Source organism: Xanthomonas graminis pv. graminis (assembly GCF_030168915.1).
GTDB lineage: Bacteria > Pseudomonadota > Gammaproteobacteria > Xanthomonadales > Xanthomonadaceae > Xanthomonas_A > Xanthomonas_A translucens.
Genome location: NZ_CP076255.1, coordinates 250083 through 262980, shown reverse-complemented (window position 1 = coordinate 262980; position 12898 = coordinate 250083). Strand labels below are relative to the sequence as shown.

At 70.5% G+C, this 12898-nt stretch carries 12 protein-coding genes, 1 tRNA gene and 2 pseudogenes; 3 read left to right on the top strand and 12 right to left on the bottom strand.

Annotated features, from left to right (window positions below; genetic code table 11):
• Positions 1-237: 237 nt before the first annotated feature.
• The 3 genes and pseudogenes from KHF85_RS01085 to KHF85_RS01075 all read right to left on the bottom strand — a co-directional run bounded on the left by KHF85_RS01085 (position 238) and on the right by KHF85_RS01075 (position 4495).
• On the bottom strand, positions 238-1893 hold the full coding sequence (locus KHF85_RS01085; RefSeq protein WP_284569450.1) for a M28 family metallopeptidase: 1656 nt from the start codon (positions 1891-1893) through the stop codon (positions 238-240).
• A 148-nt stretch (positions 1894-2041) separates the two neighbouring features.
• Positions 2042-2965, bottom strand: a pseudogene (locus tag KHF85_RS01080) (MBL fold metallo-hydrolase).
• 219 nt (positions 2966-3184) lie between these two features.
• Entirely contained in the window at positions 3185-4495 is a 1311-nt protein-coding gene (locus KHF85_RS01075; protein WP_284568185.1) for a tryptophan--tRNA ligase, read from the bottom strand.
• A gap of 110 nt (positions 4496-4605) precedes the next feature.
• Here KHF85_RS01075 and KHF85_RS01070 point away from each other — a divergent pair, with 110 nt between their 5' ends.
• Entirely contained in the window at positions 4606-5448 is an 843-nt protein-coding gene (locus KHF85_RS01070) for a hypothetical protein (protein WP_284568184.1), read from the top strand.
• A gap of 52 nt (positions 5449-5500) precedes the next feature.
• Here the strand turns inward: KHF85_RS01070 and KHF85_RS01065 are convergent.
• The 8 genes and pseudogenes from KHF85_RS01065 to birA form a co-directional block, all read right to left on the bottom strand.
• Positions 5501-5733 (bottom strand): annotated as a pseudogene (locus KHF85_RS01065) (CsbD family protein).
• A 201-nt stretch (positions 5734-5934) separates the two neighbouring features.
• The gene (locus KHF85_RS01060) at positions 5935-6069 is read right to left on the bottom strand and encodes an entericidin A/B family lipoprotein (protein ID WP_003469322.1); all 135 of its coding nucleotides are present in this window, start codon (positions 6067-6069) and stop codon (positions 5935-5937) included.
• A 99-nt stretch (positions 6070-6168) separates the two neighbouring features.
• Positions 6169-6321 carry an entericidin A/B family lipoprotein gene (locus KHF85_RS01055; RefSeq protein WP_003469323.1) on the bottom strand — a complete coding sequence of 51 codons (153 nt, stop codon included), beginning with the start codon at positions 6319-6321 and terminating at the stop codon, positions 6169-6171.
• 144 nt (positions 6322-6465) lie between these two features.
• On the bottom strand, positions 6466-7389 hold the full coding sequence (gene rocF, locus KHF85_RS01050; RefSeq protein ID WP_064540906.1) for an arginase: 924 nt from the start codon (positions 7387-7389) through the stop codon (positions 6466-6468).
• 189 nt (positions 7390-7578) lie between these two features.
• Positions 7579-7654, bottom strand: a tRNA-Thr gene (locus tag KHF85_RS01045).
• 134 nt (positions 7655-7788) lie between these two features.
• Positions 7789-8649, bottom strand: coding sequence for an SPOR domain-containing protein (locus KHF85_RS01040; protein WP_284568183.1), 861 nt, complete (start codon positions 8647-8649; stop codon positions 7789-7791).
• A gap of 9 nt (positions 8650-8658) precedes the next feature.
• Positions 8659-9399: a type III pantothenate kinase gene (locus KHF85_RS01035; RefSeq protein WP_284568182.1), complete on the bottom strand. Its 741-nt coding sequence runs from the start codon at positions 9397-9399 to the stop codon at positions 8659-8661.
• Positions 9396-10367, bottom strand: a complete 972-nt coding sequence (birA, locus tag KHF85_RS01030) for a bifunctional biotin--[acetyl-CoA-carboxylase] ligase/biotin operon repressor BirA (RefSeq protein ID WP_284568181.1) — start codon at positions 10365-10367, stop codon at positions 9396-9398. The genes KHF85_RS01035 and birA overlap by 4 nt, the downstream gene beginning before the upstream one ends.
• Before the next feature lie 161 nt (positions 10368-10528).
• On the opposite strand from birA, the gene KHF85_RS01025 reads away from it, so the two are divergent.
• Complete coding sequence (locus KHF85_RS01025) at positions 10529-10801, top strand: hypothetical protein (RefSeq protein ID WP_284568180.1); 273 nt, start codon at positions 10529-10531, stop codon at positions 10799-10801.
• Positions 10768-11556 (top strand): M90 family metallopeptidase, encoded by a 789-nt coding sequence (locus tag KHF85_RS01020; protein ID WP_284568179.1) that lies wholly within the window; start codon positions 10768-10770, stop codon positions 11554-11556. The genes KHF85_RS01025 and KHF85_RS01020 overlap by 34 nt, the downstream gene beginning before the upstream one ends.
• Before the next feature lie 592 nt (positions 11557-12148).
• Here KHF85_RS01020 and KHF85_RS01015 read toward each other — a convergent pair.
• Positions 12149-12748 (bottom strand): tetratricopeptide repeat protein, encoded by a 600-nt coding sequence (locus tag KHF85_RS01015; protein WP_064540918.1) that lies wholly within the window; start codon positions 12746-12748, stop codon positions 12149-12151.
• Positions 12749-12898 lie beyond the last annotated feature (150 nt).

Here is a 12898-nt window from a genome sequence, read left to right as displayed (position 1 = left end):
GACTTCAGTCGCGACGAGCGAAGTTGGGAACCGCACCGCCCTCGGACACTCTCTGTCGGGACTGAAGTCCCTCCTACAGTGCACCCGGCACGCGGGTCGCAAGCCCTTTTGCAGGAGCGACTTCAGTCGCGACGAGCGGAGTCGGGAACTGCACCGGCTTCGGACGCTGTCGGTGCTAAAAGAGCGTCTCCCACAGTTCCCCGGCAAAGCAACGCCCACGCCGCACCCACGCCACCCTCAGCGCCGCGCGGCCTCGCTCGCATCGCGCGCCGGCTTGAATTCGGAACCGTCGTCCCAGCGCGGCCATTCGCGGCTGTCGGCCAGGCGCTGGCCCAGGTCGTACAGCAGCAGCGTGTCGGCGGCATGCCCGGCCGGATCCCAGGACGCGCTCCAGCGGTCGCAGGGCTGGTGGTAGCAGTCGGCGAAATAGCGGTCGCGGATCGCCTTGCCGGCCGCCACGCCGCCGTCCAGCTTGTCCAGCCCCGGCCCCACGGTGATCGCCGGCACCCCGGCGCGGGCGAAGGCGAAGTGGTCGGCGCGGTAGAAGAAGCCCGCCTCCAGGTTCGGATCCGGCGAATAGGCGCGGCCGCGCGCCTGCGCCGCGGCGGCCAGGTCGCGCTCCAGCGAGACCCGTCCGCGGCCCCACGAGGCGATGTCGCGGGTGGCGCCATCGGGGCTGAACATCTCGCTGTTGATCACCGCCACGGTGGTCGCCAGCGGCGCCAACGGATGCGCGGCGTAATAGGTCGCGCCGAGCAGGCCTTTCTCCTCGGCGGTGAGCGCGATGAAGTACAGCGTGCGCTGCGGCCGCGGCCCGGCCGCGAAGACCCGCGCCAGTTCCAGCACGCTGGCCACGCCGGTGGCGTTGTCGACCGCGCCGCGGCGGATGCGATCGCCGCTGGCGTCGGCCGCGCCGATGCCGAACGCATCCCAATGCGCCGAATAGATGACGGTCTCGTGCGGATGCGTGGCGCCTTCCAGCTTGGCCACCACGTTGTGGGTGACCACGCGCTCGCGCTTGAGCGCGAAGCGCACCGACAGCGCCGCATCGCCCAGCGCCTGCGGGCGGAATTCGGCGCGCTGCGCACGCTTTTTTCCCGCCTCGAAATCCAGCCCGGCGCGCTGGAACAGCGACACCGCCAGCGCGCGCTGCATCCAGCCGCGCACCGGCACGTGCTGCGCGCGCGCCTGCGCGTCGCTGCGATCGATGTCGAACAGCGGCGACAGCCCGGAACTCTTCACCGTGGCCCAGCCGTACGCGGCCGGCGCGGTCTCGTGCACGATCAGCACGCCGGCCGCCCCCTGCCGCGCGGCTTCCTCGTACTTGTAGGTCCAGCGCCCGTAGTAGGTGACCGCACGGCCGTCGAAGGCGCCGGGCTGCGGCGTCTCGAAGTCGGCGTCGTTGATCAGCATCACCGCGATCTTGCCCTTCAGGTCCACGCCCTTGTAGTCGTCCCAGCCGCGCTCGGGCGCATGGATGCCGTAGCCGACGAACACCAGCGGCGCGTCCTTCAGCGCCACTTTGCTGCCGGGGCGCAGGCTCTGCAGCACCACGTCCTCGCCGTTGACCAGCGCCTGCGCCGCGCCGGCCACGCGCAGCGTCGCCGTCACCGGCCCGTCCACCTGCGCGCGCACCAGCGGCACCGCCTGGGTCCAGCCGCCTTCGTCGCCCGCCGGTTGCACGCCGGCCAGGCGGAACTGCTCGCTGAGATAGGCGATGGTCTTGTCCTCGCCCGGCGTGGCCGGCGCGCGGCCCTCGAACCCATCGGACGCCAGCGTGCGCACATGCCGCTCCAGCGCTTCGGCATCGATGCCGCCGCCGGGCAGCGCCTCGTTGGCCGCCTGTGCGGCACCTCCCATGAACAGGCAGGCGGACAGCAGCAACATGCGCATCGGATTCACGGCAACGACCTGAAAAAAGCTGGCCGCACAGTGTAAAACGTGACGCCGTCATGAAACAGCAATGAGGTGGATGGAGACGCGAGAAGCGCAGACACACGCTGTTCCCATTCCCGATTCCCCATTGCCGTTTCCCGGCGCCTCAGCGGTCCAGCCAGCAGGCCAGGCCCTGCGCATTGAGCTCGATATCCATCTGCAACACCCGCTCCACGCCGGCATCGTCGAGCGGGCAACCGTGCAGTCGCGCGCGCTCCAGGTACAGCGCGCCGAGCGCGGCCACCAGGCAGCGATGGCGATCGGAACGCACATCGCAACTGCGTGCGATCGCCACCATCGCATCGAGTTGCTCGAACAGATCCGCCGCCAAGGTATCCGCCGCGCCGACCGGGCCGTAGTGGGTCAGATACAGCGTCTCCGGCGCATGGCCGAGCATGCGCTGGATCGAGGCGCGCATCGCCTCCGGATCGAACTGCACCGGCGAGGATGTCGGGATCACGAACGCGCCCTGCGCGCTGTCCAGTTCGCGATACGACAGGCCGAAGGTGTCGCCGCTGAACCAGCTGCGGCTGCGCGCGTCCCACACGCACAGATGATGGCGCGCGTGGCCCGGCGTATCGATGCACAACAGTTCGCGCTCGCCCAGCCACAGCCGATGGCCGTCCTCGGCCACGACGACGCGCTCGGCCGGTACCGGCACGATCGTGCCTTAGCTGCGCGCGATCTCGGCCTCGCCGTACACCGCGGTGGCGCCAGCGATCAGCCGAGCCGGATCGATCATGTGCGGCGCGCCGCGCGGATGCACCAGCAAGCGTGCGTTCGGCAGGTGCTGCAGCAGCGCGCCGGCGCCGCCGGCATGGTCCAGGTGCACGTGGGTCAGGATCAGCCAGTCCACGTCGCCCGGCGCCAGGCCGGCATCATCGAGCGCGGCGAGCATGGCCGGCAGCGAGTGGCTGGTGCCGCAATCGACGAATGCGCCACGCCCGTGCTCCACGATCAGGTAGGCCGCATCGAACTGCGCGCGCTGGAAGCCGGTGTCGATGAGATGGATGCTGGGATCGCGTGGCATGGCGCAGGGCGGTGGCTGGGCGAGGATCCATTCTAGGCCGTATGGAGGCTGTTGCCAGCCTGCGCATCGCGGCAGGCAGGGCGACGACCCGGTGCGCACGCGGCCTGCGCTGCTGCTCACTTCTCTGTAGGAGGGGCTTCAGCCCCGACCGGGCGTTACCGGTAATGCCCGGTCGGGGCTGAAGCCCCTCCTACAGGAGTGCTTCGCCGCGCACCGCGCTCAGCCCGCGTCGCGCAACCGCTGCAGCGCGGCCAGCACGGCCTCGGCCGGTACAGCCAGGGTGAGCTCTGCGGCCTGCAGCGCATCGGCCTGATCGGCCTGCTTGAGCGTGCCGATCACGCGCCCGGCGTCGCGCGGCGAATCGAAGCCGCCGCTCTGCAGCAGCAGCGCGCCTTCGCCGTCGAGCAGCTTGAAGTAGAAGAGGCCATCCTGCTCGCGGTACTGCTTGAATACCGGCAACGCCGATGTGATCAGCACACTCGCCGAAGCTGACGTCTCGATCACGCCCGCCGCCGGCTCGACGACAAGGTCGCGCAGGCCCACCGCATGCCGCAGTTCGGCCAGGAACGGCGTGGCATAGCGTTCGCGCAGGCGCTGCGCGTTGTCGCGCAATATGGCCTCGATGTCGCCCGGCCGCGCCATCAGCGCCTCGTAGCGCTCGCGCATCGGCGCGATCTCCGCATCGATGCGCGCGAACAGCTGCTGCTTGGCCTCGCCCCAGCCGATGCCGCCGGCGAACGCCTGCGCGAACGCAGCGGTTTCCTCGGCGCTGGCGAAAGCCTGGTACAGCTGGAACAACGCCGAACCCTCGGTGTCCTTCGGCGCGCCCGGCGCGCGCGAATCGGTGACGATGGAGAACACGCGCTTCTTCAGTTCCTCGCGCGGGGCGAACAACGGAATCGTGTTGTCGTAGCTCTTGCTCATCTTGCGCCCGTCCAGTCCGGGCAAGGTGGCCACGTTCTCGTCGATCAGCGCTTCGGGCAGGGTGAAATAGTCGCGGCCGTAGACGTGGTTGAAACGCTGGCCGAAATCGCGCGCCATCTCGATGTGCTGGATCTGGTCGCGGCCCACCGGCACCTGCTGCGCGTTGAACAGCAGGATGTCGGCGGCCATCAGCACCGGATACATGAACAGTCCGGCGCTGATCCCGGCATCGTCGTCCTCGCCGTCGGCGCGGTTCTTGTCCACCGCCGCCTTGTAGGCATGGGCGCGGTTGAGGATGCCCTTGCCGGCAACGCAGGTCAGGAACCAGGTCAGCTCGTTGGTTTCCGGCACGTCCGACTGGCGGTAGAACCACACCTTCGACGGATCCAGCCCGGCCGCCAGCCACGACGCGGCGATCTCCAGGGTCGAGCGCTGGGTGCGCGCCGGGTCCTGCGCCTTGATCAGGCTGTGCAGGTCGGCCAGGAAATAGAAGCTCTCGATGCAGGGGCGCAGGCTGGCCTGCAGCGCCGGGCGGATCGCGCCGACGTAGTTGCCCAGGTGCGGGGTGCCGGAGGTGGTGATGCCGGTAAGGACGCGGGTGGTCATGCGGGGAATCGACGGCCGGAAGAAAACCCGGCGAGTTTAACCGCTGCGCGGCAACCCCGTTCCGGCGCATGGCGCGTTCAACAGCAGGTCCCTTCCGTGGAGTCGCCGTGATGCGCAAGCACGCCCGCCTGTTTCTTTCGCCCCGCCCGATCGGCCCGCTCTCGATCGCCTTGCTGTGCATCGGCCTGTTGTGCGGTTTCCGCCCCTCCCCTGCGCCGCCCGCGTCCGCGCCGCTGGTGACGCTGCGCGTGATCGACCGCGACGCCGACGGCGCCGACCTGCCGCAATACGCGCAGCGCGGCGAGCGCTGGATCGCCGCCACGCCGGGCCACCGCTATGCGCTGCGCCTGACCAACCGCAGCGACCGCCGCGTGCTGGTGGTGCTGTCGGTGGACGGGGTCAACGCGGTCAGCGGCGAAACCGCGTCCAGCGACCAGCGCGGCTACGTGCTGGCGCCATGGCAGAGCACCGAGATCGCCGGCTGGCGCAAGTCGCAGCGCGAGATCGCGCAGTTCGTGTTCACCGACCTCGCCGACAGCTATGCCGCGCGCACCGGCCGCCCCGACAACGTCGGCGTGATCGGCATGGCGGTGTTCGACGAGGCGCCGACGATCGTGCCGCAGGCGAGCGTCGAGCAACGCCGCGAGCGCCCAGACGCGCCGATGCCGGCCGCCGCGCCGATGGCCGCCGCGCCGGTGCAGGAAAGCGATGCAGCGCAGGGCAAGCTGCAGCGCCTGGGCACCGGCCACGGCGAGCGCGAATGGTCGCCCTCCAGCGTCACCGAATTCGAACGGGCCAGCGACCTGCCGCAGCAGCGCCTGCAACTGCGCTACGACAACCATGCGCGGCTGGTTGCGCGCGGCGTGATCCCGCGGCCACGGCGGTACCCGCGCGTGGCCGACGTGCCGCAGGCCTTCCCCGGCGACTTCGTACCGGACCCCCCGGCGTACTGAGCCTGCGGCAACGCGCAAAACGCAACGGGCCGCAGCGCGGCCCGTTTCCACGTCAGGCGCAGCGCGCGCCTCCGTCGCGGTCTTCCTTGCCCAGCCCGTCCTGGAACGTGCGCACCTGTTTTTCGGCGCGGTCGCGATCCCAGCCATAGCGTTCTGCAGCTTGCCCGACAGGTACTGCGCGTTGCCAGCGGCCACGTCGAAATCGTCGTCGGTCAGGTCGCCCCACTGCGCCTTGATCTTGCCCTTGAGCTGGGTCCATTTGCCGGAAATGATGTCTTTGTTCATCGCCTCGCGCTCCTTGGATGTCCGCGGCGATCGCACCGCGTGCGCAGCATTGCGCCGGCACCATCGCCGATCGATCAATGCACCGTCAACGGCGCATAAGGGCGCTGAAGCGTTGACCGCGAACGCGGGCGACGCTGGCGAAAAGCGCACAAAAAAAACGGGCCGGCAAGCCGACCCGTCTTTCGTCACCGAGCGCTGGGCTCAGTTCTTGGCGGCGTCTTCGACCTTCTCGCCGGCGCTCTTCACGTCCTTGCCGGCACCGGCAACCGTGTTGCAGCCCGACAGCAGGCCCACCGAAAACATCGCCAGCAGCATCCACGCAAACGTACGCTTCATAGGTCTTACTCCTTACTTGGTCATGGGAACGCGGCGTATGCGCCGCGCTGGGTTACGCATTGGGTAATCGGTCAACGCCAAGCCACTGCGGACGATCGATCAGCACTTGCCGTCTTTGCAGTCGTCGGCCTTGGTTTCCACCTTATCGCCGGCCTTCTGCATATCCTTGCCAGCACCGGCCATGGTGTTGCAGCCAGTCAGCATGCCTGCACAGAACAGGGTCAGCATCGTCAAGGTGAACAGTCGCTTCATTGTGGATTCCTCGCAGTGGATCGGGTCTGGGACAGCGGCGATAGCCGTTGCCGAGCTACCGTCTGGCGCTGAATCTGACTTCACGACTGTGGATGTCACGTGAATGAAGCGTCACGGCATTCAGCTTTGTGCCGAAAAGCCACGTCAATCGCGCATCAGCGTGGACTTGCCGAACAGGCTCTCGACCAGGTCCACCGCCAGCTCGGCGGTCAGATTGCGATGGTCCAGCACCGGATTGAGTTCCACGATGTCCAGCGAACCCATGCACCCGCTGTCGGCGATCATCTCCATCACCAGCTGCGCTTCGCGGTAATTCGGCCCGCCGGGCACCGTGGTGCCGACGCCCGGCGCGATGCTGGGGTCGAGGAAATCCACGTCGAAGCTGACGTGCAGGTGGGTATCGGCATCGATCCCGTCCAGCGCCGCCTCCATGGTCCGCTTCATGCCCATCTCGTCGATGTAGCGCATGTCGTACACGTCGATGCGGTGCTGCTTGATCAGCCGCTTCTCGTCCGGATCCACCGAGCGGATGCCGATCTGGCGGACCTGGTCCGGGCGCAGCGCCGGCGCGGCGCCGCCCAGTTCGGTCAGCGCCTGCGGCCCCAGCCCGCACAGGCAGGCCACCGGCATGCCGTGCACGTTGCCCGACGGGGTCACCGCGCTGGTGTTGAAGTCCGAGTGCGCATCCAGCCACAGCACCCGCAGCTTGCGCCCCTGCTCGCGGCAATACCGCGCCACCGCAGTGATCGAGCCGATGCCCAGGCAATGATCGCCGCCGAGCATGATCGGCATGCGCCCGGCGCACAGCTCGGCGTAGCTGGCCTCCATCAGCGCGCGGTTCCAGGCCACCACCTCGTCCAGATGACGGTAGCCGCCGACGGGGGATTGCCACGGATTGCGCGGACCGTCGAGGTTGCCCAGATCGCGCACCTCGATGCCGCGACCGGCCAGCGCCTCATGCAGACCGGCGATGCGCAGCGCCTCCGGCCCCATGCGCGCGCCACGGTGGCCGGCGCCGATATCGGTGGGAACGCCGATCAGGGACACCGGCAAAAAAGAGGAAGTCATGCGGACGCGCTCCAGCGAAAAATGTGCGCCAGTCTAGCGAGCCGCCCGCAGCACGACCCGCCGCGGCGCAGCAGGCGAGCGCCAGCGGCGTGCGTTGGTTGCCGGAAACACACGGGAAGTGCCGCGCCTGCGCGTGCATGCAGGCAATCGGCTGAAGCAGCCTGGCGCATGCCTGTGCGATGCGAAAAGTGGTGCCGCTTGTCCGAATCGAACGGACGACCTACTGATTACAAATCAGTTGCTCTACCGACTGAGCTAAAGCGGCACGAGGACTGCGCTGCCCGCGCTGCGGGCCGTCGCAGTCTACCTGCTGGAGGCCGCTGCGGCACATCGCGGCGGCGGCGCTGGACCGCGATCCGCGGCGGCCGCACACGGCCGAAGCCGCCGCGGCGCGGCATTCTAGCGCAGCGTGGCGCAGTCCAGCACGCGTTGCCGCGGCGCGCCGAGGCGCCGGCGCAGCGCCACGGCCTGCGCCGCGGAGTCGGCGCGCAGGTCCAGCCACCAGCGCGACTGGCCGCTGCTGCCGCTGGGAATCAGATCGACGTTGAAGCCGGCGCGGGCCAGCTCGGCCTTGCGGCGTTCGGCGCCTTCGCGGCTGCGGTACTGGCCCAGGGCGATGGCATTGCCGGCATCGCCCTCGCGGATCGGGTAATAGTCGCGGATGCCGGCGGCGACGATGCGATCGACCGCGGCCTTGACCCCGTCCTCGCCGCCGATGGTCGGCAGCAGCACGCGGAAACTGCTGGCGTCGCCGTCGCCGTCGCCGACCTCGCGCAGGCGCGGACGCGGCGCGGACGCGCCGAGTGCGACCACGGCCGCCTGAGCGGCGGCGCGGTCGGGATATGGCCCCAGGCTCAGGCAGACCGACGCGGCGGCAGGATCGGCGGCGGTGACCACTGCTGCTGCGCTGGACGCCTCGACCGGCGCAGGCGGCGCCGTGGCGGCAACCGGCGATGCGGTAGCGGGCACCGCCGTGCGCGCCGGCGCGTCCGCGACGAGTGCGCCGGGGACTGCCGGAGCGACAGCGGCCGGCGCGCTGGCTGCGGGGTCGGCCACGGACGGCGCCGCGGCAGCGGCAGCAGGTACCGGGGCAGAAGTCTGTGCTGTGGCCTGCGGCACCTGCACCAATTGCAGCGTCGCCACGCCGGCCGGCAGCGCCGGCAGCGGCGCAGGCGCCGGGGTCTGCGGCTGCGTCGCCCACCACAGCGCGACACCGAGATTGAGGATGGCCAGGACGACGAGCAGGGCGCGAACGAGCATGCGCCGATTCTACCCGGCACATCCGGCCGCGGCATGCGCCTGCGCCCACAGCGCCAGCCCGTCCAGCACCAGCGATGGCCGCTGCTCGGCGGCCGGCAACGCGTGCAGCAACGGCGGTGCGCCGCCGCCGTGCAGCAGCAGCCGTGGCCGCCGCGCCAGCAGCGCCTCGCCCCGCTGCAGGCTGCGTTCGATCAGCGCCAGCGCCGCGCCGTCGCAACCGGAGGCCAGCGCATCGGCGGTATCGGCGGCGAACTCATGATAGTTGCCGCCCTCGGCCGGCAACTGCGCCGCACGCTGCTGCAGGGCCTGGCGCATCGTGGTCGGCGACGGTGCGATGCGCCCGCCATGGTGCAGGCCGTCGCGATCGAGCAGGTCCAGGGTCAGCGCGGTGCCGACCCCGACCACCAGCACATCGCCGTCGCCGTGCGCGGCGAGCAGCGCCAGGAAGCGGTCCACGCCAAACTTGTGCGGCTGCGCATAGGCGATGCGCACGCCGGCGCAGACCGCCTCGGTGCGCGCCACCCGCACCTGCGCGAAGCGGGTACGCAACGCGTCCAGCACCGTCGCGGTCAGTGCCGGCGCGGCGACGCTGGCGACATAAGCGGTGTCGCCGCGCGGCAGCGCCGCCACCGCCGCCGCGTCCATCGCTTCGGCGCCATGCGGCCAGGCCTGCACGGCGCCGGGATGGCCGCGCTCCAGCGCGGCGAACTTGAAGCGCGAATTGCCCAGGTCGAACAAGCAGTCGCTCATGCCGGCCTCACGCTGACTTCGCCGGCATGCAGCGCGCGCTCGCCATCGGCGAAGGCCACCCGCAATGCACCGTCGTCGGCCAGCCCCAGCGCCACGCCCTCGCGGGCGACGCCGCCCTCGTCGATGCGGATCGCGCGCCCGGCGAGCAGGTCCAGCGCGGCATAGCGCGGCAGGAACGGCGCCAGGCCCTGCGCGTCGAACAGCGCCAGCGCCGGCAGCAGGTGCGACAGCACTGTGGCCGCGATCGCGTTGCGCGAGACCTTGGCGCCGGTGCCGGCCAGCGTGGCCAGGTCGGTCCACGGCTGGTCGATGCTCGCGGCGCTGGCCGCCGGCATGCGCACATTGAGGCCCAGGCCGATCACCGCGCGCGCCGGCCCGGCGAACTCGCCGCCGCCTTCGACCAGCAAGCCGCCGAGTTTGTGCCCGTCGGCGAGCAGGTCGTTCGGCCATTTCAGCCCGACCGTGGCGAAGCCGGCCGCGTGCAGCGCCTCGGCCACGGCGACGCCGGCGGCCAGGCTGAGCCCGCCGAGGCGGCCCAGCCCGCCGTCGAAGCCGCGCGCCACCGACAGGTACAGATGCGCCGCCAGCGGCGAGGCCCAGACCCGGCCACGGCGGCCGCGGCCGCCGGTCTGGCGCTCGGCCAGCAGCACCTGGCTGCCGCGCGGCGGGGCCGGCCGCGCCAGCAGCGTGCTGTTGCTGGAAGCCAGGCTCCAGGCGATTTCCAGCCCGGCCAGCTCGTCGCGCGCCGCCGGCGCCAGCGCGGCGCCGATACGCTCGGCCTCGAGCAATTCCAGCGGCCGTGCCAGCCCATAGCCCTCGCCGGCGCGGCCGTCGATCTCCACCCCGGCCGCGCGCAGGCCCTGGATGCGCTTCCACACCGCGGCCCGGGTCAGCCCGAACGAACGCGCCAGGGCGTCGCCGGAAAGGCGGCCCTGGCTGAGCCGGGCCAGTAGTTCGCGCTCGTCCACGCCGATTCCATCGCCTCGTTTCAATCCACACGCCCCTGAAGACGTGATTGGGGACGCAAAAGTATGCGGGAAGCGCCGGCCCTGCGCCCAGCGCCAGCCCCGCAGCGGGTGAAAACCGCGTTAGAATCGCGATTCACCGCCGCTCGCCCTGGATGCCGACGATGCGCCGCTTCCTGCCGTGCCTGATCCTGCTGTTGCTCCCGCTGGCCGCCGCCCAGGCGTCCGAAGCACTGGCGAGCAAGCAGCGCAACGACTGCGTCTATACCGACGCGACCGACGCGGACGCCGTGCAGGCACGCCCGGCAGCGACGGCGCGCCCGTCCTCGGCTGCGGCCAAGCCGGCGGCGCCAAGCGGCGGCGGCAGCGACAGCGACCTGGTGCCGCGCCTGCGCATGCCCAAGTGGCACAGCTTCCTGCCGGGGATGTTCCGCTGATCCCACGCTGGTTGCGCTGGCTGAGGCCGGCGCCTGTGGCGATCGACGATGCGACCTGGCACCTGGTGCGGCAGCGCTGCGCGTGGGTGGCGGCACTGGATGCGCAGCGAGAGCACACGCTGCGCACGCTGGCCGCGCACTTCCTGCAACGCAAGACCATCTCGCCGCTGGACGGGCTGACCCTGGACGCGGCGCAGCGCACCGTGCTGGCTGCGTTGTGCTGCCTGCCGTTGCTGGAATTCGGGGCCGAGGGCCTGCGCGGCTGGTCGCAACTGCTGGTGTATCCGGACGCGTTCCGCGTGCAGCGCAGCCACGTCGATGCGGCCGGCGTGCTGCACGAATGGGAAGACGAGCTGATCGGCGAATCCTGGGACAGCGGCCCGCTGATCCTGTCCTGGGCCGACGTGCAGGCCGACCTGGACGACCCCCACGCCGGCTACTGCGTGGCGGTGCACGAGATGGCGCACAAGCTCGACGTGCTCGACGGCGCACTGGACGGCACGCCGCCGCTGCCGCGCGACTGGCAGCGGCACTGGGCCGCGGATTTCCAGCGCAGCTACGACGCGTTGTGCAAGCGCGTGGACCGCGGCCGCGCCAGCGAGATCGACGCCTACGCCACCGAGGCGCCGGAAGAATTCTTCGCGGTGGTCAGCGAATACCACTTCTCCGCGCCGGCGCGGCTGCAGCGCGAGATGCCGGAAGTCGCCGCGCACCTGGCGCGGTTCTACGGCCGTTCTCCGTTCGCCGCGGCGTAAGCGCGCGACATGAAGCGCGCAGGCGGCGATCAGCGCATGGCGGGTGCCCGGCAGGAACGATTTCAACCGCGACAAGTGCAGCGAGAACCCCTCCGGCTTCGGATGCTGTCGGGCCTGAAGTCCTCCCACAGTGCACCCGGCTGGCTCGCCGCAAACCCCTGTAGGAGCCGCTTCAGCCGCGACGAACGAAACCGTCCAACTATCCAGCCCCGGAAACAGTCGGGACTGAAATCCCTCCCACAGTGCACCCGCCGGCTCGCTGCAAGCCATTGATTGCGGAAGCGACTTCAATCGCCACGCGCGGCGCCGTCCGGTTGCCGGGCTTCAGAAACCGTCGTGACGGGTGGACCACGAAAAGGCCGGGGATCGCAGCGGCTTGGGCAACCTGTCGCGGCTGAAGTTGCTCCTACAGTGCACCCAACGAGTCCGCCGCTTGCTACCTGTAGGAGCGACTTCAGCCGCGACGAACGGAGCGATGCACCTGACGACCGCGCACAGCATCGGGGCCGAAGACCCTGCTGCAGTGGCCCAGCCGCGCCATCGCCAGCTGCGGTGGCGGCGACTCGGGCCGCGGCGCGGATGCAAGCGCGGCTCAGGGCCAGGCGGGCGGCTTGGCCTGCCAGGCGGCCTGCACCTCGGCCAGGGTCGCGCGTTCGTCGTCGCGCCAGGCCGGCAGCAGCTTGGCGAAGTCGGCGCCGGCACCCCACTGGTCCGGCCAGGTACGCACCGCGGCGGCATACCACTTCACCGCCTCATCCTTGCGGTCCAGCCGCCACAGCACCAACGCCAGCGTCGGTGGCACCCAGTCCGGCGCCGCCGGGCGGCCATTGACCAGGCCGCTCCATTGCGCCAGCGCGTGCGCCGGATCGCCGGCACGCAACAGGTCCCAGCCGTAGTTCCACTCGATCTGGCGGCGCTGCGCGCCAGCGCTCAGCGCGGTCTGGTACAGCTCTTCGCCCAGTGCGCGGCGCCCGCCGGCCATGGCGATCGCGGCCAGCTGCGCGCGTGCCTCGACCGCGTTCGGATCGCGCTGCACGGTGCTGGCGAGACGATCGACCAGGGCCTGGCCGCTGCCGGCGATCGGCGCCACCGGCCGCGTAGTGCTGCGGTCCTGGTCGAAATAGAACTCCTTCGGCGCGGGCAAGGCCTGTGCGTGCGCATCGGCCGCGGCCATGCCCACCCAGGCCAGCATCGCGGCCAGTGCGTATCTATGTGCATTCACTGCTGACAACCCCTCGGCGCATGGTCCCCTACCCCATCGGCATCCTAACCGCGTCCGCCGCCAGCGGCGAGGAGCGGGCTCACAAAATGCCACTGATACAATCGGCGCATCGTGCCTGGC